Genomic DNA, 20,591 nt, shown 5'->3' on the forward strand with positions numbered 1-20,591 from the left:
GGCCAGGTCGGCGGCCCGGGGCGCGGGGCCGCGGGTGCGCAGCTCCAGGTGCCCGCCGAGGTGGCCGAGCCCGGCCTCGGTCAGGGCCCGGCGGGCGGCGGGGCCCGCCACCCGTCCGGCGGGCCCGGGGCGCACGGTGACCCCGGGGAGTTCACCGAACCGGAAGCGGGCCCGTACGAGTCCACCCCGGCGGCCGGGCGCGACGGCGCGGCCCGCGACGCCGGCCGGGCCCCGGGGCGGGCTGCCGTTCACACCGGCCCGCCGACGGGGAGCGGGGCCGCCGGCGCGGGGTCGCGGGGCGACCACAGGTCCTCGGGGGTCAGGTCGGCCGGCCGGTACTGACCGACGGCGCTGATCAGCAGCCGGGCCTCCAGGGCGAGGGCCTCCACCAGCCGGACCAGGCCCTCGTCGGGGTCCTCGTCCACCGCGAGCAGGGCCGCCCGGCCGAGCCCCACCGCCGTCGCGCCCAGTGCCAGGGCCCGCACGGCGCGACCACCCTCCCAGATCCGGCCCGACGCCAACAGGTGCGCGCCCGCAGGGCGTTCGATCCTGCGCAGGCACTCGCCGAGGGGCAGGCCGGCCCGGTCCAGGAACACCCGGGGCGCCCAGCCGGTGCCGCCCTCGGCGCCGTCGACGGTGACCGCGTCGGCGCCCGCCGCCCAGGCCGTCGCGGCGGCCCGGGCGATGTCACGACCCGGGTGGAACTTCACCCAGGTCCGGGCCAGCGGGAAGTTGTTCCGCATGAACCGCAGCTGCTGGCGCAGGATCTCCTCGGTGAAGGTCCCCGGGGTCGCCGACCGCAGCCGGCGCCCGGCGGGCTCGCCCAGCAGGTCCCGTACGGCGAACCGCCCGGCGAGCCGCTCGGCCTCGGTCGCGTCGACCACCGTCATCCCGCCGAGTCCGGGCTTCGCGCCCTGGCCCGTCTTCAGCTCGAAGCCGAGCCGGCCGGAGTCCCGCAGGGGGCGGGAGCCCGGATCGCTGTAGAGCAGGTTCCACACCTCGGAGTCGGCGTCCTCGGTGGACTGCTGCACCACCACCCCGCCGACCCCGTCCGCGAGGTGTTCCGCGTACGCCGCGACCCGTTCCAGCAGCGCCGAGCTGCTGCCGTAGCCGTGCACCGGCACCATGTTCTCGCCGATCACCATCGGGATGCCGAGTCGTGCGGCCTGCCGGGCGGCGGCGACCCCGAGGTCCCCGCTGCCGGCCCGGGTGGAGCCGAACGCCGAGAGGTAGAGCGGCAGTCGGGAGGCGAAGCCGCCCACGGGGGTGCGCAGGTCGACGTCCTCGTACGAGGGCTCCCGGCCCAGGTCGATCAGCTTCTCCAGCCGCCTCGGCATGAACACCGGCGGGGCGAGGCGCAGCGAGTCCAGCCAGTCGCCGCCCTGCCCGTCGGCCGCGTGGGGCCCGCCGGTCCCGTCCCGGCCGTCGGGTTCGGGCGCGGCGCCGAACAGGCGCGTCCCGTAGCCGTCGGCGGCGGGGAACACCTCGGCCGTCCCCGTACGGGCCCGGGCCCGTACGGCGTCCGCCGGGAACCCGGCCGCTTGCAGGGCGCCGCTCACGGGGCGATCACCCCCGGCAGCTTCGGGTAGGCGCTGACCTGCCACAGGGCGTCCAGGCCCGTCAGGAACCGGACGAGGCGCTGCAGGCCCATCCCGAAGCCGGCGCTCGCCTCGATGCCCTCGCGGGCCAGGTCTAGGTACCAGGCGTACTTGGCCGGGTTCTCGCCGCTCTCCCGCATCCGGGTCACGATCGTGGCGTAGTCGTTCTCCCGCTCGCTGCCGCTGACCAGCTCCCCGAAACCGCCGTGCGCGATCAGGTCGAAGTTCCGCAGGACGCCCGGGTGTTCGCGGTCCTCGCGGTCGTAGAACCCGCGCGAGCCCTTCGGGTAGTCGTTGACGAAGAACGGCCGGTCGGCCTCCAGGGAGAGGATCCGTTCCCCCTCCCAGTCGATCTCCGCGTCCGGGCTCTGGGCGTGGCCGCGGGCCAGCAGCCTCGCCACGGCCTCCGCGTGCGTCAGGGAGTCGAACTTCCCCTGCCGCAGTTCCGCGAACTCCAGCTCGTCGCGCCCGAGTTCGCGCAGCACCTGCGGGAGGGTCGCCCAGACGTGGCGCACCACGTGGGTCAGCAGCCGGGCCGCGAGCTCCTGGACGTCGCGCCGGGTGCCGCCCGCCAGTTCCACGTCGATCTGGTGGAACTCCACCAGGTGCCGGCCCGTCGACGCGGTTTCCGGCGGCTCCACCCGGACGTTGGGGGCGATGTAGAACAGTCGGGGGAAGCCCTTGAGCGAGGCCTGCTTGTAGAGGATCGCGCTCGTCATCAACTTGTACGGCTGCCCGTAGTAGTCCACGTCGATGGCCTTGGCGCCGCGTCCGCCCGGATCGGTCACCGGGCCGATCAGCGGCGGCAACAGTTCCACGAAGTCCTCGCCGCGCAGGAACTCGCGCGCCGCGTGCAGGACTTCCTGCTGCACCAGCATCGCGGAGCGCAGTCCCGGCGAACGCAGGTGCTCACCGAGCGGGGGAGGGGTGCGAAGCTCCATGTCGACTCCTGTCGATCTGTGGGTCATTGGTCGGTGGGTGGGGTGCGGGGACGGCCGGGCGGTGCGGATCCGGCGTGCCCGCCGGTCGGGGTCCGGTCACTCCCGGTCGTCCGGTGCGTCGTACCGCAGGGCCACCCCGTGCAGGGCCGTCAGCAGTCCGTCCGAGGTCATGGCCGGTGCGCGGGACCCCGAGCGGGGGGCCGCGCGGGCCGCCGCCGGCATCGAGCCCGTCTCGGACCAGCGCAGCCGTCCGCCCGCGTCGACGAAACTGCGCGAGCGGCCCGCGTTGTCCGGGTGCAGGCAGTACGGGACGTCCAGCACGCCCCGCGCGAACGCGGTCCGCAGGGCCCGTCCGAGGTCCTCGTCCAGCTCCAGCACCGCCTCCACGAAGGCCCGGGCCTCCCGGTACACCTCGCTGTCGGCGCCGGCGTCGTCGGCGCCGCCGTCCCCGTGGGTCGACGGCGCACCGCCCGGGGAGCCGGGGCGTTCCTGCAGCGCCGCCGTCGCGGCGGCCGTCTCCAGCGCCCGTACGTTCTCCAGCACCGTCGGGATCCGGTGGGCCTCGGCGGCCGTCTTCACGATCAGCCGCTGCGCCCCGGACCGTACGGCGAGCCGCGCCGACGCCTCCAGCAGCCGGGTGGCTCCCCCGGCGGTCCGCGGGAAGACCCCCATGTACGTGTAGAGCACCACGTGCCGGTCCACCCCGGCGGGCAGGAACTCCCCGGCGAGGCGGCGCAGCGCCCGGACGGCCTCCGCGTCCTGGGCGGGGTCGGTCTGTTGGGCGTAGCTGAGGGAGACGCTGCGGATGCCGTGGCGGACGAAGAACATCCCCTCCAGCAGGCTCAGCGCCACCAGCAGGCCCGGCGGGCAGAGCTGGCCGAGCATGCAACCGCCGAAGCTCTCCAGGTGCGGGATCCGGGGCGCGGGTACCAGTGCGGCCAGGAGTTCGCAGCAACGGGCCCAGTTCTCCACGGACTCGGCGAGCGGGGTGCGGCCGTAGGGCAGGCAGTACGAGACCGGCCCCCCTTCGGTGGCGTCGAGGCCGGCGGCGGCCAGCGCCCGCACGATCGCCTCGGGCCGGGAGGAGCCGTGCCGGACCTGCACGGGAAAGCCCGGACCGGCCAGCCCGTCCAGCAGGGACCGGGTCAGTTCGACGGGGTGGGTGGTGATCGGGTAGCCGTTGAGGGCGGTGCCCTCGGCCACGGCGGCCCGGGCCGCGGCGACGTCCCCGACCCGGGTGTAGCTGTCGATGGTCAGGGTGCCGACGGTGGTGGCGACGGCCCCCTTCGTGCGTTCCAGCCCGGCCCGCATCCGGCGCGGGTCGCCGAACCCCATGCGGGGCTGCACGACGAGCTGCCCGGCGGCGGCGGCGCGGGCCACGAAGCCCCCGAAGGAGGCGTCGGGTTCCGGGGCGCCCGGCTCCCGCAGCGCCCCGGGGGCCAGCAGGGCGGCGCCGCCGGTCATGCCACGGCCCGCGGGACGGACCGGCCGACGGCGAGCGTGGAGAGGTAGTCCCGCAGCGCGGCCACGTTCCCGTCGTCGAAGACGGCGTCACAACCGGCGTCGAGGAGGCGACCGCGCTGCTCGGGGTCGGCGACCCCGGCGACGCCCAGTTTGCCGCCGATGACGACCGGCAGGGTCAGGCCGGACCTGCGCACGGCCCGTACGGCGCCCAGCCCGTCGCGGTAGCCGTGACCGTTCACGCTGCTGATCACCAGCAGGTCCGGCCGGGCCGGCCCGTCGGCGGCGCAGGCTCCGGTCAGCAGGTCGTCCGGCACGCAGGGGCCGAGGTTGTGGACCCGGTGCCCGAGCTCCTCCAGGAACAGCTGGAGGTAGACCAGGTTCCAAGTGTGGGAATCCGATGCCGTGCCGCTCAGCAGGATGTCCATATTCCGTCGTCGCATACCGAGAATATAGAAAGCGGTCGGCCCGCCGAGGGGAAGTTGCGGCGGCAGTATCGGGGAATTCGGGCGGGCCGCCGGCGCGGGCGCCGGCCGGTGGGGCAAAGCGAAATGGTCGCACCCCGCGGTGCGGGGTACGACCATTTCGCTTCCGGTGTCGGTGCGGGATTTCGTGGTTCCGGTCAGGAGTACTGGGCGACCAGGCTCCGGGGGCGGATGTCGGTCCAGCTCCGCTCCACCCAGGCGAGTGCGTCCGCCCGGGAGCCCTCGCCCCACACGACCTCCCAGCCGCCCGGGACCTCGGCGAACACCGGCCACAGGGCGTGCTGCCCCTCGGCGTTGACCACGACGCGGAAGGTGCCCTCGGTGTCGTCGAAAGGATTGGTCATGACAGACTCCTCAATTTCTCGGAAAGAATACGGCCGATCATCGCAAGTGGTTCCGGTTCGCCCATCCTGGTGTGTGGAACGCCGATCAGGTGGTTCTCCACCAGGCCTTCCACGTAGGGAATCCAATGCTGGGCGAGGGTGTTTTCCGTTTCCCCGTCCTCCAGGGCTGCCAGGAACAGCATGTCGGTGGCGACCGGGCGCGGGGCGTACAGGTTCATGATTTCGGCGTGGTTGATGGAGGCGCCGATCACCGAGCGGATCTCCGCGTCGGAGAAGGCGCCGAGCACCGGGTCCTTCAGCCGGACCAGCCCGATGAGGGCGTCCACGTCGAAGGGGGCGTCCTCGGGCTCGTCGGTGGCGTCGCCGACGAGCATGTCCCGCTTCTGCGCCGGCGTCATCCGGCGCCGCTCGGGCTCCGTCGGCAGCAGGTGCACGTCCATCATGGCCAGCAGGTCGGTGCGTTCGCCCAGCTCGGCGAGGCGCACCGCGAGCGCGTGGGCGACGGTGCCGCCGAAGGACCAGCCGAGGAAGCGGTACGGCCCGTGCGGCTGGATCCCGCGGATCAGCGGCAGGTAGTCGTCCACCATCTCCTCGACGGACCCGGGGGAGTGCCCCAGTTCGCTCAGTGCCCGCGCCTGGACGGCGTACAGCGGCTGATCGGGTCCGAGGTGGCGGGCCAGCCCGGCGTACGGCCAGCCGACGCCCGTCCCCGGGTGGATGCAGAACAGCGGCCGCTGCGCACCCCGGGTGTTCAGCGGGAGCAGCACCCCCATCGGGTCGAAACCGGAGGGTTCGTCGCCGAGGAGGCCGGCGACCGTCGGCGTACGGAACAGGTCGCGGACTCCGAGCTCCAGGCCGAGGACGGTCCGCATCCGGCTCACCAGCCGCACCCCGAGCAGCGAATGACCGCCCAGGGCGAAGAAGTTGTCGTCGATGCCGACCCGCTCCAGACCCAGCACCTCGGCGAACAGGGAGCACAACACCTCCTCGCGCGGGGTGCGGGCCGCCCGCCCGCCGCCCCGTACGGCCGGCGCGGGCGCCGGCAGGGCTGCCCGGTCGGGCTTGCCGTTGACGGTGAGCGGGATCGCGTCCAGCAGCACCGCCGCCGAGGGCACCATGTGTTCGGGGAGCTCGTCGGCCGCCCAGCGCAGCAGTCCCGGCCCGGTCAGGGTGTGCCCGGCGCGGGCCACGGCGTACGCCACGAGCCGCTTTCCACCGGGACCGTCCTCGCGGACGGCGACGGCGACCTGACCGACGCCCGGATGCCGGGCGAGGGTCTCCTCGATCTCGCCGGGCTCGATCCGGAACCCGCGCAGTTTGACCTGGCCGTCGGCCCGACCGAGGAAGCGCAGTTCGCCGTCGGGCGTCCAGTGCGCCAGGTCGCCGGTGCGGTACATGCGGCTGCCGTCCGCCGCGAACGGGTCCGGCAGGAACCGTTCGGCCGTCAGCCCGGGCCGGCCGACGTAGCCGCGCGCCACCTGGGTGCCGGACAGGTACAGCTCGCCGGGCACCCCGAGGGGCACCGGACGCAGCCGACCGTCCAGGACGTGGGCGCGGGTGTTGTCGAGGGCCGCGCCCAGGTACACGCCGCGGACCTCCCGCTCGGTGAGCGGGAACCGTTGTTGGTGCGAGGCGAAGGTGGTCTCGGTCGGCCCGTACGAGTGGACGAGCACGGTGTCGGGGCAGTTCTCCAGCACCCGCCGGATCGCGCTCGGGGAGGCGACGTCCCCGCCGGTCCACACCTCGTCGAGGAGCTTGAGGGTGTCCAGGCCCTCGTCCGCCATGATGTGGAACAGGCCCATCGTGAAGTAGGCGGCGGTGACCTCGTTGCCGCGGATCGCCCGGTCCAGCTCCGCGACGTCGGTGCCGTCCCCGGGGGCGATCACCAACTGACCGCCGTTCAGCAGCGGCACCCACAGCTCGTACGTCGAGGCGTCGAAGCCGATCGCCGAGTGGACCAGCATCCGACGGTGGTTGGGCAGGTCCCAGCAACGGTCGGTGACCAGGTCCACCACGTTGCGGTGGGTGACCCCGACGCCCTTGGGGCGGCCCGTGGAGCCCGAGGTGAACATGACGTACATCAACGCGTCCTCGCCGACCGGCACGCCCGGATCGGTCACCGGATGCCCCGACACCGGAGTGTCCACCGACAACACCCGCACACCGGACGCCAGTTGTGCGCGGACGGCCGGTAGGCCGGCCTGGGCCTCGCCGACGAGCAGCACGCGCGCGCCGACGTCCTCCATGACCATGTCCACCCGCGCCTCGGGCAGCCGCGGGTCCAGCGGCACGTACGCGGCACCGCACTTGAGCACCGCCAGCGCCGCGACCAGCAGGTGCGGGGTGCGCTCCAGGAGCAACCCCACCGCGCCGTCCCGGCCCACGCCCGCCTCGATGAGCCGGTGCGCCAGCGCGTTGGCGCGGGCGTCGAGCTCCTCGTACCGAAGGCTCTCCTCGCCGTACGTGACCGCGGTCCGCCGCGGCGTGCGCCGGGCCTGCTCCGCGAACCGCTCGTGCACCAGCCCGCACACCGCCCGGGGCGCGGCCGTGTCGTTGTACTCGACGACCAGCCGGTGCTCCTCCTCCTCGGACAGCAGCCGTACGTCCCCGATCCGCTGCTCGGGGTCCAGGGCCACGGCCCGCAGCGTCCGCGCCACGTGCCCGGCCAGCACGGCCGCCGTGGGGGCGTCGTACAGGTCCGTCGCGTACTCCAGTACGCCCTCCAGCCCGCCCGCGGCGCCGTCGGCGTCCCGCGTCTCGCGCAGCGACAGCGTGAGGTCGAACTTGGTGAACCCGGAGGCCGTGCCCACGGCCGTCCCGGCCAGGGCCGTCGCACGGGGCGGTCCCGCCTCGGCCGGCTGGACCTGGACGACCGCCTGCACCAGGGGATGGTGCGCGGTGGACCGTACCGGGTTCAGCTGCTCGACGACCAGGTCGAAGGGCAGCTCCTGGTGGGCGTACGCCGCGTACGCGGTGTCCCGGACCCGGCCGAGCAGCTCGCTGAACCGGGGGTCGCCGGAGGTGTCGCAGCGCAGGGCGAGCGTGTTGACGAAGAAGCCGACCAGGTCGTCGAGGGCCTCGTCGTCGCGACCCGCCACGACCGTGCCCAGCGGCAGGTCGGTGCCGGCGCCGTGTCGGGTGAGGGTGGCCGCGAAGGCCGCCTGCACCACCGTGAACAGGGTGGCGCCGTGTTCCAGGGCCAGGCGTTCCAGCCGGGCGTGCGTGGCGGCGTCCACGGCCAGCGGGGCCGCCGCGCCCCGGTGCGAGGCTTCGGCCTGGCGGGTCCGGGCGCCGGTGAGCTCCAGTACGGGCGGTGCGTCGGCGAGGGTCTCCCGCCAGAAGGCGATGTGTTCGGCGGCGGCTTCGCCGTCCAGTGCGGCCCGCTCCCACAGGGTGTAGTCGGCGTACTGCACCGGCAGTGGCTCCCAGTCGGGCGCGGCCCCGGCCAGTCGGGCCTCGTAGGCCGCGGTCAGGTCGTCGAGCAGCGGTCCGGAGGACCAGCCGTCGGCGGCGATGTGGTGGACCAGTACCACCAGGACCTGCCCGGTCCCGCAGTCGATCAGCGTGGCCCGGAAGGGCAGTTCGGCCGCCAGGTCGAAGACGTGACCGGCCGCCGCGTCGACGGCCGCCTCCAGCGCGTCCTGCGGCGGGACCAGCGGTCCGGGCGCCGGAGCGTCCCGCGGTACGGTCACCCGCTCCAGCACCGGCCGGGCCCCCGGGCGCACCCGCTGGTACGGCTGCCCGTCCACCTCCGGGTACACGGTCCGCAGCACCTCGTGCCGCTCCGCGACGTCCGCCAACGCCTCGGCGAGGGCCGCCGGGTCCAGCGGCCGGTCCGGACGCAGCACGAAGGGGATGTTGTACGAGCGGCTCGGCCCCTCCAACTGGTCCACGAACCACAGCCGGCGTTGCGCGTACGACAGCGGGATCCGCTCGGGACGCAGCTCGGGCGGCACCGCGGTCGGCGCGGGCCGGCCGGCGGGCCGGACCTGCCCGGCGGCGTGCGCGGCGAGCCCGCTCCCGTCCGCCGGGTCCGTCCCGTCCGGGGGCCCGGCCTGCGCGTCCGGCTCGGCGAGGAGTCGTCGCGCCAGACCGGCCGGCGTGGGGTCGAGGAACAGGTCGCGGATCCGCGCCTGCACCCCGAGCGTCGCGCGGATGCGGTTCACCAGGCGGATCCCCATCATCGAATGGCCGCCCTCCGAGAAGAAGTTGGCGTCCGGGGCGACCGGTCCGGGGAGCCCGATGACCTCGCCGAACATCGCGCACAGCAGTTGCTCGGCGGGGGAGTCGGTGGCGGGGGCGGTTCGAGCGGTCGGCTCCGCGGGAGCGCGTTCCCGGAGCCCGGCCAGTACCGCCTCCTCCTCGGGCGTCGGCAGTGGCAGGGCGCCCGGCCGGGCGTCGGGGTCGGCGGCGGCCCGCGCGAGGGCCCGTACGAACAGGTCCAGCAGCAGTTGCGCGGTCCCCGGGTCGAACAGGTCCTCGGCGTACTGCCACCACACCTCCAGCCCGCCGTCCGCGTCCTGCACGCAGGATGCGCTGAGGTCGAACTTCGCGACTTCCAGGCCCGGTTCGACGAACCGGCCCGACAGCGGTCCGCCGTCCGCCGACCCGGTGGTTCCGGTGCCTTCCGCGCCGGTGGCCTCCTGCGCGGTCAGCATCACCTGGAAGAACGGGTTGACGGCCGAGGTCCGCTCCGGCCGCAGGTGCTCCACCAGCAGGTCGAAGGGCAGCTCCTGGTGCGCGTACGCGGCCAGGTCCGCCTCCCGCGCCCGGTCCACCAGCTCCGCGTACGAGGCGTCGCCCGAGACGTCGGTGCGCAGGACCAGGGTGTTCACGAAGAAGCCGACCAGGTCGTTCAGGGCCTCGTCGGCCCGACCCGCCACCGGGGTGCCGATGGCGACGTCGGTTCCGGCGCCGGCCGACGCCAGGGCCAGCGCGAGGGCCGGCTGCACCACCATGAGCAGGCTCGCGCCGCGTTCCCCGGCCAGCGCGACCAGCCGCCGGTGCGCGTCCGCGTCCAGCCGGGCGACGAGCGTCGCGCCCCCGCCGCCGGGCTCGGCGGGCCGGGGCCGGTCCGTCGGCAGGTCCAGGACGCCCGGCATGCCGGCCAGGGCGGCCCGCCAGTGCTCGACCAGGGCGCCGGGATCCTCCAGCAACTCCCGCTGCCACAAAGTGTAATCGGCGTACTGCACGGGGAGCGGCTCCCGGTCGGGCGCGGACCCGGCCAGCCGGGCCGCGTACGCCTCGCCCAGGTCCCGCAGCAGCGGGCCCACCGACCAGCCGTCGGTGGCGATGTGATGGGTCAGCAACGCCAGGGTCGCGGATCCGTCACCCGGGACGAACAGGGCCGCGCGCAACGGGAGCTGCATCCCCAGGTCGAAGGTGGTCGCGGTGAACCCGGCCACCAGGATGTCCAGTTCGCCCGACTCGCACGGCCGGACGGTCAGCTCCACCGGCGGCGCGGGCAGTACGTGCTGGTACGGCTCCGAGTCCACCGCCGGGTACACCGTCCGCAGCACCTCGTGCCGTTCCACCACGTCGGCGAGGGCCGCGGCGAGGGCCGTCCGGTCCGGGACCGCGTCCAGACGCAGCACGACCGGCAGGTTGTAGGTCGCCGAGGGTCCCTCCAGCGAGGCGAGGAACCACAGGCGGCGTTGCGCGTACGACAGCGGTACCCGCTCCTCGGCGGGCAGCACCACCCCGTCGAACACCGCCCCGGGGGCGTCCGGTTCCGGGCCCGAAGCACCCCGAAGCGCCTTGCGGTCGATCTTCCCGGAGGAGGTTCGGGGCAGCGCCTCCACCAGCGTCACCGTGCCCGGCACGGCAGCGGCCGGCAGCTGCGCCCGGACCCGCTCGCGCAGCTCCCGCGCCTCCACCCCGTCGTCGGCGACCACGTACGCCACCAGCAGGCGCACCCCGTCCGTCGTCTCCCGGGCCACCACGGCAGCCTCGCGGACCCCGGGGTGCGCGGTCAGCACCGACTCCACGGACGCCGGGTCCACCCGGTGCCCGTTGATCTTCACCTCGTCGTCGGCCCGCCCCCGGAACCCCAGCAGGCCGTCCGGCCGTACGTGGACCAGGTCCCCGGTGCGGTAGGCGCGTTCCGTGCCGAGCGTCGTGAACCGGGCCCGGGTCAATTCCGGCCGGCCCAGGTAGCCGTCGGCGAGGCCACCGCCCAGCAGCCACAGCTCCCCGTCGACGACGGCCGCGCGGACCCCCGGCAGCGGCGTCCCGATCGGCACCGGACCGCCCGCGTACCGGGACAGGTCGGCGACGGTCGCCACGACGGTCGCCTCGGTCGGGCCGTACGTGTTCAACAGCCGGACCCGCTCCGGATCCACCGCCGCGCACCACTGCGCGACCCGTTCGGGGAGCGCGGCCTCGCCGCCGATGACCACCGTCCGCAGGCTCCGCGGCAGTTCGACGATCCCGGTGGACAGGGCGTGGGCCAGCTCGTGCCAGTACGCGGTCGGCAGGTCGAGCACCGTCACCCCGTGCGCGGCGCAGCCGGAGAGGAGCCCGGGGACGTCGAGCATGTCCTCGTCGCGGAGCACGAGCGCGGCGCCCGAGCCCAGGGCCAGGAAGACCTCCTCCACGCTCGCGTCGAAGTGCAGCGGGGCGAACTGCAGCACCCGGTCCTCGGGGCCGATCCCGTACCGGACGCCCGCTCCCGCCACGAACCGGGCCAGTGCCCCGTGCCCGACGACCACGCCGTTCGGGGTGCCCGTCGACCCGGAGGTGTAGATCACGTAGGCGGTCCCCTCGGGGACCCGGGCCCCGGGAAGCGTGAACTCCCCTTCGGCGAGCTCCACTTCCCGGCCCGAGCAGTCGGCGAGGATCGCCGCGTTCCGGGCGGCGGGCGCCGCGGGGTCCAGCGGCAGGTATCCGGCGCCGGTCCGCAGGGCCGCGAGCAGTCCCACGACCGCCTCGACGCCCCGGGGCCGGTGGACGGCCACCAGGCGACCCGGACCGGCCCCGCCGGCGGCGAGCTCATCGGCCCGCACGGCCACCGCCAGAGCCAACTGCCCGTAGGTCATGTGCCGCTCGCCGTGCACCAGCGCGGTCCGCCCGGGGTCCTGAGCGGCGATCCGGTCGAGTACGCCGGGTGCCGGGCTGATCGCCGGGCCGCCGTCCAGGACGGCGGAGGCGGTGGGGGCGGTCGAGGGCATCGCGGGGCCTCCAGGCGAGGGGATCGGGAGCGGTTGCGACTCCGTGCCCCCACGCTAGGCACCCCCCACCTCCCCGGAAGGCAGTCCCTCCGGCAGCTCCCACCACCGCCGGCTGCCGCCCCCGACTGCCGCCGCGCACCGGCCGGGGCGGCAGCCGCTCCGGTGCGCTCCCGACCCGGGAACGCCTCGTGGCCGCCCGCGTTCACGGGCGGCCACGACACGGGTCGCGCAGGGCCGACGGTCCGGCCGGGCCGGACCGGGCCCGGTCGCTCAGCCCCGCACCCGGCTCCCCGCGTGCGTACGGCGGCGCAGGGCGGGGGCGGGGGCCGCGGCGGGGGAGGCCGCGGCCAGGAGCGCCGCGAGACGGCCCGGGGTGGGGTGGCGGAAGACGTCGCGGAGGGTGATCTCATGGCCCAGTTCCGCACGGACCCGGTTCACCAGGCGGACGGCGAGCAGGGAGTGGCCGCCCGACTTGAAGAAGTTGTCGTCCGGTCCGACCTGCCGTTCCAGGACCTCCGCGAAGAGCCGCAGCAGCGCGGCGGCCCGCGCGCCACCGGCCGGGTCCTCGGCGGTGCCCGCCGCGCCGGCCGTGCCCGTCGAGCCCGTCGAGCCGGTGGTGCCGGGGCCCGCCGGGTCGGCCGGCTCGCCGGGGACCCGTACCGCCGCCGGGACCGCGTACTCCGGCAGGCGCTGCGCCGCCCACGACTGGAGCTCGGCCTCCGACACGGTCCCGCCGACCGGGGTGACCTCGGCGAGGAGCCGGCCGTCCGCCACCCGGGCCCGCGCCCCGCCGACCTCCGGATGCTCCGTGAGGACCGCTTCGACCAGGGCCAGGTCGATCGGGTAGCCCCCGACGAGCGGACGCGGGGCCCGCCGGTCCGCCGGGGCCGCGAGGCCCGACACCCGCCGGTCCGGATCGGCCGCGAACAGCTCCAGCGCCGACACCAGCAGCGCCGCGAGCCGGCCCGCGCCCGACGGCTCGTACAGGTCGGTGGCGTACTCCAGCACCCCGGACAGCCCGCCCCCGTCCCGTTCCGTCAGGGCGAAGGTGAGGTCCGACTTCGCGGTCCGCGCGGCGAACGACCGTTCCGTGCCCGCGAGCGGGCCCGTCGGCGGACCGGCGGGCGCCGGGTTCACCTGGAGCATCACCTGGACCAGCGGGTGGTGCGCCGAGGAGCGGTGCGGGTTGAGGGCCTCCACCAGCAGGTCGAAGGGCAGGTCCTGGTGCGCGTACGCCGCCAGGTCCGCCTCCCGGACCCGGTCCACCAGTTCCCCGAACACCGGATCGCCCGACACGTCGGTCCGCAGCACCAGGGTGTTCACGAAGAAGCCGACCAGGCCCGACAGGGCGTCGTCGCCGCGGCCCGCGACCGTCGTGCCGATCGCGAGGTCGTCGCCCGCGCCGGTGCGGGCCAGCGCGGCCGCCAGCGCCGCCTGCACCACCATGAAGAGGGTGGCGCCCCGGGCGTGCGCGATCCGCAGCAGCCGTCGGTGCGTGTCGGCGTCCACGGTGACCCCGGTGACCGCGCCGTGCCCCGAGGGGACGGCCGGCCTGTGCAGCTGCGTCGGCAGGTCGATCAGCGGCGGCAGCCCCGCCAGCGCCGTACGCCAGTGCCCGGTCGCGGTCGCGGCGTCGAGGCCGGCCCGCTCCCACAGCGTGTAGTCGGCGTACTGCACCGGCAGCGGCTCCCAGTCGGGCGCCGCTCCGACCAGCCGGGCCTCGTAGGCGGCGGCGAGGTCCGCGAGGAGCGGTCCGGTGGACCAGCCGTCGGCCGCGATGTGGTGCAGGAGCAGCACCAGCGTCTGCGGTCCGTCGCCGTCGGGGAGGAACAGTCGGGCCCGCAGCGGCAGGTCCCGGGTCAGGTCGAAGACCTCCGCCGCCACCTCGTCCACGGCCGCCGCGAGGTCCGCCGGACGGGCGAGCTCCAGCTGGGGCCGCGCCCCCTCCAGGACGCGCTGGTACGGCTCACCGCCCTCGGCCCCGTACACCGTGCGCAGCACCTCGTGCCGCGCGACGACGTCCGCCAGCGCCCCGGCGAGCGCCGCCGGGTCCAGGGGTCGCTCCAACTCCCGCACCAGTGCGATGTTGTAGGTCGCGGACGGGCCCTCCAGCTGGTCCACGAACCACAGGCGTCGCTGCGCGTACGAAAGCGGCAGCCGCTCCGGCCGGTCCGCGACGGCGACGGGCACGAGTCGGGCCGGGCCGCCACCGGTGGCGTCGCCGAGGCGGCGGTGCAGGGCCGCCGGCGTCGGCGCGAGGAACAGGTCGCGGATCCCGGCCTCGACGCCGAGGACGGCCCGGATCCGGTTCATCAGCCGGCTCGCCAGCAGCGAATGCCCGCCGGCCTTGAAGAAGTTGGCGTCCGCCGCCATCCGTTCACGGCCGAGCGCCTGCGCGAACAGCCCGCACAGGATCTCCTCCCGGGGGGACGACACCCGACCCGGGCCGCCCCCGCGGCGGGCTCCGGCTCCGGCCTCCCGCAGGTCCCGTGCGTGTCGCTCCAGCGCCGCCCGCCGCTCCTGAAGGGCCTGCCGCTCCGGCTCCGACAGCAGTTCCAGCGCGCCGAGCCGCGTCCCGGGGGCCCGCCCGAAGGCGCGCAGGGCCCGCACGAACAGGTCCAGCAGCAGTCGGGCCGTGTCCTCCTCGTACAGGTCGCCCGCGTACTGCACCAGCACGTCCAGGCCGCCCGGCCCGCCGTCGGGGGCGCGCCGTTCCGCGCAGTGGAAGGACAGGTCGAACCGGGCCGCACCCAGATCGGTGCTGCCGGCCCGGCCGGGGATCCCGCCGAGCCGCACCCGGCCCGCATCGGCCTGTCCGACGGTCAGCATCACCTGGAAGAACGGGTGCTCGCCCAACGCCCGCCGCGGTCCGGCCAACCGCTCCACCAGCACGTCGAAGGGCAGGTCCTGGTGGTCGAAGGCCGCCAGGTCCGCGTCCCGGACCCGATCGACCAGCTCCGACGCCGACGGATCGCCCGACAGGTCGGTGCGCAGCACCAGGGAGTTCACGAAGCAGCCCACGAGATCGTGGAGGTCCTCGTCGGAACGGCCCGCCGCCGGGGTCCCGATCGCCAGGTCCTCACCCGCGCCCGCCGCGGAAAGCGCCGCGGCCAGGGCCGAGCGGACCACCATGAACAGGCTGGCCCGCCGCTCCCGGGCCAGTGCGGCCAGCGCCCGGTGCGCGTCCTCCTCCAGCGCCGCCGACACCGTGGCGGCCCGCCCCGACGGTTCCGCCGGCCGCGGCCGGTCGGCGGGCAGCGCGGTCCGCGCGGGCATTCCCTCCAGGGCCGCCCGCCAGTGCGCCAGCAGGGCCGTCGGCTCCGCCAACAACTCCCGTTGCCACAGGGCGTAGTCGGCGTACTGCACCGGCAGGGCCCGCCAGGTCGGGGCCCGTCCCGCGCCGCGCGCCCCGTAGGCCTCGGCCAGGTCCCGCAGCAGCGGGGCGAGGGACCAACCGTCGGTGGCGATGTGGTGGAGCAGCAGCACCAGCACCGAGGTGCCGTCCCCGGGCCGCAGCAGTCGGGCCCGTACGGGAACGCGCGCCGCCAGGTCGAAGGTCTCCCGGCCGAAGCCGGCGACGAGGTCCTCCAACGCCTCCGGCGCGCAGTCGGCCACCTCCAGCAGCCCCGCGGGCACCTCCAGCACCCGCTGGTAGGGCTGCCCGCCCTCCTCCCCGTACACGGTGCGCAGCACCTCGTGCCGCGCCAGTACGTCGCCCAGCGCGGCCTCCAGCGCGGCCGCCGCGGGAACCCCGTCCAGGCGCAGCACCAGCGGCGCGTTGTACGTCGCCGACGGCCCCTCGATGCGGCCCAGCAGCCACAGCGCACGTTGCGCCGCGGACAGCGGGAGCCGCTCCGGCCGCTCCCCGACCGGCACGGCCACCAGCGGGGGCCGGGAGGCGGCCGCGCCCACGCGCCCGGCCAGCCGCCGGTGCAGTGCGGCCGGCGTCGGGGCGAGGAACAGGTCGCGGATGCCCGCCTCGACGCCCAGCGCGCCCCGGATCCGGTTGACGAGCTTGCTCGCGAGCAGCGAATGGCCACCGCTGCGGAAGAAGTTGGCGTCGACGTCGAGCCCGGGGCCGAGCACCTCGGCGAACAGCCCGCACAGGATCTCCTCCCGGGGCGCCAGTCCCTCGCGCCGCACCCCGGCGGCGGCCACCGGGGCGGTCACCGCCGCGGTGGTGTGCGGCCGCCCGGCCAACGCCCGCGCCTGCGCGGACGCCGAGGGACCCAGCTCGCCGAGTCGCGCCCCGGGAGCGAGGCCGAACGCGCCGAGCGTCCGCACGAACAGGTCCAGCAGCAGCCGGGCCGTGTCCTCGTCGAAGAGGTCACCCGCGTACTGCAGGGCGACGTCCATGCCGTCCGGCCGCCCGTCCGGCGTGTGCCGTTGGGCGCAGTACCAGGTCAGGTCGAACTTCGCGGTGCCCAGGCCGACATCGGCGAGCCGCCCGACGAGACCCCCGCCCAGGTCCACCGGCGCCGCGCCGGCCCCGTCCGCCTCCACGGTCAGCATCGTCTGGAAGAACGGGTGGTGGCCCAGCGCCCGTTCCGGGCTCAGCTTCTCCACCAGCAGGTCGAAGGGCAGTTCCTGGTGCTCGTAGGCGGCCAGGTCCGCGTCCCGGACCCGGTCCACCAGCTCCGCGACGGACGGGTCGCCCGACAGATCGGCGCGCAGCGCCAGCGAGTTGACGAAGAAGCCGACGAGTTCGTGCAGGTCCTCCTCCGGGCGGCCCGCGACGGGCGCGCCGATCACCACGTCCTCACCCGCCCCCGCCGCCGACAGGGCCGCCGCGAGCGCGGCCCGCACCACCATCGTCGCCGTCGCGCGCCGGGCACGGGCCAGCGCGAGGAGCGCGCCGTGCGCCGCCGCGTCGAGCCGGCCGGTCACCGCGCCGCCGCGCCCCGAGGGCTCGGCCGGCCGGGGCCGGTCCGCGGGCAGGGTGAGGACCGGCGGAGCGCCCTTCAGGGCATCCCGCCAGTACGCCAGCTGCTCCCCGGCCGCGCCGTCGGGGTCATCGGGGTCGCCGAGCGCCTCGTGCTGCCACAGCGCGTAGTCGGCGTACTGCACGGGCAGCGGCTCCCAGTCGGGGGCACGCCCGGCCAGCCGGGCTCGGTGGGCCCGCGCGAGGTCCCGCAGCAGCGGCCGCACCGACCAGCCGTCGGTCGCGACGTGGTGGATCAGCAGGACCAGGACCGCGCTGCCGTCACCGGAGCGGAACAGGCGTGCGCGCAGCGGTGGTTGGCGGGTGACGTCGAACGTCTCCCGGACGAGTGCGGCGACCCGCGCGTCCCGTGTGCCGTCCGTGCAGTCCTCGACGGTCAGCCGGGGCACGTCGGCCGCCGCCAGCACCCGCTGGTGGGGTTCGGCGTCCGCGCCGGCGGGCAGCACGGTGCGGAGCACCTCGTGCCGCTCCACGACGTCGGCCAGCGCGTCGGCGAGCGCGTCGAGCGGCGCGCCGGCGGCCGGGCCGGCGTCCAGGTGCAGGACGACCGGCGCGTTGTAGGCGGCGGACGGGCCGTGCAGCCGGCCCAGGAACCACAGCCGGCGCTGCGCGTACGACAACGGGATCACGGTCATGTCCTCGGCGTCCTCAACGGTCCTGGCTCGCGGTGGCCGCGACGAGCGTGTCGATGTGGGCGGCCAGGTCCCGCAGGCGCGGGTTGGCGTAGACGGCCTTCACGGGCAGGGCGACGCCGAGTTCGGCGCGGACCCGCGAGACCAGTTTGATCGCGAGCAGGGAGTGGCCCCCGAGCTTGAAGAAGTTGTCGTCGGGGCCGATGCGAGGGGCGCCGAGCACGGTGGCCCATACCTTCGCGATCAGCTGCTGCGAGGCGCTCAGCCCGTCGGGGGCCGCGTCCTCCCCGGCCGGGGAGGCGGGCCCGGTGGTGACGGGGGCGGGCAGCGCCGCCCGGTCGACCTTGCCGTTGACGGTGGTCGGGAACCGGTCCAGGGCCACGAACAGCGCCGGAACCATGTAGGCCGGGAGGGCGGACTCCAGGTGGGCCCGCAGCTCCGCCTCGGCGACGGCCGGCCCGGAGCCCCGGTGGTAGGCCACCAGGCCGGGCGCCCCGTGCACCTCCGGGTGCAGCACGACGACGGCCTCGGCGACTCCCGGGGCCCCGGCGAGCGCCGCCTCGACCTCGCGGAGCTCGATCCGGTGGCCGCGCAGCTTGACCTGCCCGTCGGCGCGGCCCAGGTAGGCCAGCCGGCCCTCGGGCAGCAACCGGACGAGGTCACCCGTCCGGTACATGCGGGCCCCGCCCGCGCCGCCCGCCCCGTCGCCATCGGCGTCGGACGGGCCCGCCAGGTCGGGGAGGAACCGTTCCGCCGTCAGCGCCGGCCGGCCGCGGTAGCCGCGGCCCACGCGCGGTCCCGCCAGGTACAGTTCGCCGCTGCCGCCTTCCGGGACCGGGTTCAGCGCCGCGTCCAGGACCCGCATCCGCAGTCCCGGCAGCACCCGCCCGATGTGCGGTTCGCCGTCGGGTCCGATCCAGCCGGCGGTGGCGTCCACCGTGCACTCGGTCGGCCCGTACAGGTTCACCGTGCGCAGTACCCCGCGCGCCCCCAGGGCACCCAGGCGCCGCCACAACGCGGGGCTGACGGCCTCCCCGCCGACCAGCAGGGTCAGCGGGCGCGGCCCGCCGTCCGCGTCGAGGAGGTCCAGCAGCGGTTCGGCGTGCGACGGGGTGATGTCCAGGTCGGTCAGGGCCTGTTCGTCGACGAACCGGGCCAGCAGCGCCGGGTCCGCGCGGGTCTCCTCGTCGATCATCACCAGGGTGTCGCCCCGGCACAGCCGCACCCACTGCTGGACGGAGGCGTCGAAGGACGGCGAGGCGTTCCAGCCGACCCGGCCGCCGTCCGTCACCGCGATGCCCGCCCCCTCCAGCTCGGCCAGCAGCGCGGAGACGGCCGCCCGACCGATCTCGACACCCTTGGGGCGGCCGGTGGAGCCGGAGGTGTAGATGACGTAGGCCAGGGTGTCGGCGCCGACGGCGACGGGGACGTAGGGCAGCTCCGGGCCCGGCGCCGACAGGTCGGCCACCGGCAGGTGCGGCGCACCCCCGGCCGCCGGCCCGGCACCCTCCCCGACCGTGACGACCAGGTCGGCGCCCGCGTCCTCGATCAGGTAACTCCGCCGCTCCGCGGGCAGCTTGGGATCGACGGGCAGGTACGCGGCCCCCGCGGTCAGGGTTCCGACGAGCGCGACCACGAGGTCCGCGCCGCGCGGCAGGCACAGCGCGACCACGCTCTCGGGACCGATGCCGCGCGCGGTCAGCCGGTCGGCGAACCGCATCGCCCGCGTGCGCAGCGCGCCGAAGGTCAGCTCGTCCCCGCCGGCCACGACGGCGGTCCGGCCGGCGGGGGCCTGGGCGAGTCGGTCCAGCAGGTCCGGTACGGATCCGGGGGCCGCGCGGAGGCGGGAACGCTCGGGAAGTACGGCGGTCACGGTGCTCACTCCCCGGTGTGGACGGTGGTGGACGGCTGGGTGGCGGGCGCGCAGTCGGCCAGCGCGACCGGCTCGCCCATGGCGACGAGGATCTTCCGGTCGCCGCGGTAGGCCTCGCGGCCGTGCGCGCAGAGGATGTTGTCGACGATCATCAGGTCGCCCGTCCGCCAGGTCTCCCGCACGGTGACCCGGTCGTAGACCGCGTTGACCGCGTCGACCTCGGCATCGGTGAGGCGGGAACCGTCACCCAGGTAGGTGTTGAACGGCAGACCGTCCTCCCCGTAGGTGTCCAGCAGCACCTCGCGGACGTCGGGGTCCAGCGTGCGGCTGTTCCAGAAGGCGAAGTGGTTGAACCAGGTCCGCTCGCCCGTCACCGGGTGGGTGACGATCGCGGACCGGCGCTGCCGGGTGATCATCGAGTCGCCCTCGTCGGTCCACTCGTAGCCGATCGTGTTCTCCTCGCAGTACGCCTGCGCCACGGCCTTGTCCTCGGTCGCGAAGGTCTTGTACCAGGGCAGCCCGGCCAGCTCCGAGTAGTTCCGTACGAGGAGCCAGCCGGCCCGCTCGAACCGCCGGACCAACTCGGGCGGGAGCAGCCTCAGTGCTTCGCGCATGTCGCCGACGGTGGTGGCGCCGCCCTCCTCGGGGGCGGTCACGCAGCCGAACAGCAGCACGCCCGGGAAGTCGAGGGTGTAGCTGTTCTCGTTGTGCAGTCGGATCGGTTGCACGGCGGGCAGATCGGTGGAGGAGAACACGCCCTCGCCGAAGTCGGTGCGCGGGGTGGCCTTCTCCTTGTAGCCGGCGCGCCGTTCGATCAGGGCGTCCCGGGCGGCGGCGAACGAGGCCGCGTCCTCGACGGGCAGTCCGCGCAGCAGGACCGCCCCGCTGCGGAGCAACTCCGCCTGGATGGCGACGCGGTGCTCGGTCAGCCAGGCGACGGAAGCGGCGAGGCCGAGTCCGGCCGGGGTGTGCACGACGACGGGCTTGCCGGGCTCACGGACCGGACTGATACCGGTGTCGGAGGGCGCGGGGGCCGTGGGTGCTTCGGTGTGCGTGGTGGTCATGGGGCGTCCCTTGGGATGCGGAGGGATGGGAGCGGGATGGGAGCAACGAGGGGTGTACGGGATGACCGGCGCCGCGGGCGGG

General features: G+C 75.4%; 9 protein-coding genes and 1 pseudogene. All 10 read right to left on the reverse strand.

Annotated elements, in window-relative coordinates; all coding sequences use genetic code 11:
• Positions 1-252, reverse strand: a pseudogene (locus ACFVS6_RS33240) (hypothetical protein); the annotation flags it as partial.
• Complete coding sequence (locus ACFVS6_RS33245; RefSeq protein WP_389709826.1) at positions 249-1,559, reverse strand: glutamate synthase-related protein; 1,311 nt, start codon at positions 1,557-1,559, stop codon at positions 249-251. The pseudogene ACFVS6_RS33240 and the gene ACFVS6_RS33245, both read right to left, overlap by 4 nt.
• Positions 1,556-2,539: an asparagine synthetase A gene (locus ACFVS6_RS33250; RefSeq protein WP_389709828.1), complete on the reverse strand. Its 984-nt coding sequence runs from the start codon at positions 2,537-2,539 to the stop codon at positions 1,556-1,558. The genes ACFVS6_RS33245 and ACFVS6_RS33250 overlap by 4 nt, the downstream gene beginning before the upstream one ends.
• A gap of 96 nt (positions 2,540-2,635) precedes the next feature.
• Positions 2,636-4,003, reverse strand: coding sequence for a methylaspartate mutase (locus ACFVS6_RS33255; protein WP_389709830.1), 1,368 nt, complete (start codon positions 4,001-4,003; stop codon positions 2,636-2,638).
• Positions 4,000-4,428: a cobalamin B12-binding domain-containing protein gene (locus ACFVS6_RS33260; RefSeq protein WP_389709877.1), complete on the reverse strand. Its 429-nt coding sequence runs from the start codon at positions 4,426-4,428 to the stop codon at positions 4,000-4,002. Before ACFVS6_RS33260 ends, ACFVS6_RS33255 begins: the two co-directional genes overlap by 4 nt.
• A 194-nt stretch (positions 4,429-4,622) precedes the next feature.
• Complete coding sequence (locus ACFVS6_RS33265) at positions 4,623-4,829, reverse strand: MbtH family protein (RefSeq protein ID WP_389709832.1); 207 nt, start codon at positions 4,827-4,829, stop codon at positions 4,623-4,625.
• Positions 4,826-11,998 carry an amino acid adenylation domain-containing protein gene (locus ACFVS6_RS33270; RefSeq protein WP_389709834.1) on the reverse strand — a complete coding sequence of 2,391 codons (7,173 nt, stop codon included), beginning with the start codon at positions 11,996-11,998 and terminating at the stop codon, positions 4,826-4,828. Before ACFVS6_RS33270 ends, ACFVS6_RS33265 begins: the two co-directional genes overlap by 4 nt.
• Before the next feature lie 270 nt (positions 11,999-12,268).
• Positions 12,269-17,575, reverse strand: coding sequence for a condensation domain-containing protein (locus tag ACFVS6_RS33275; protein WP_389709836.1), 5,307 nt, complete (start codon positions 17,573-17,575; stop codon positions 12,269-12,271).
• A 13-nt stretch (positions 17,576-17,588) separates the two neighbouring features.
• Positions 17,589-19,445, reverse strand: a complete 1,857-nt coding sequence (locus tag ACFVS6_RS33280; RefSeq protein ID WP_389709838.1) for an amino acid adenylation domain-containing protein — start codon at positions 19,443-19,445, stop codon at positions 17,589-17,591.
• Between the two features lie 5 nt (positions 19,446-19,450).
• The gene (locus tag ACFVS6_RS33285; protein ID WP_389709840.1) at positions 19,451-20,509 is read right to left on the reverse strand and encodes a TauD/TfdA family dioxygenase; all 1,059 of its coding nucleotides are present in this window, start codon (positions 20,507-20,509) and stop codon (positions 19,451-19,453) included.
• Positions 20,510-20,591: the final 82 nt, after the last annotated feature.

The sequence above is a fragment of the Streptomyces sp. NPDC057939 genome (assembly GCF_042887545.1).
Lineage (GTDB): Bacteria > Actinomycetota > Actinomycetes > Streptomycetales > Streptomycetaceae > Streptomyces.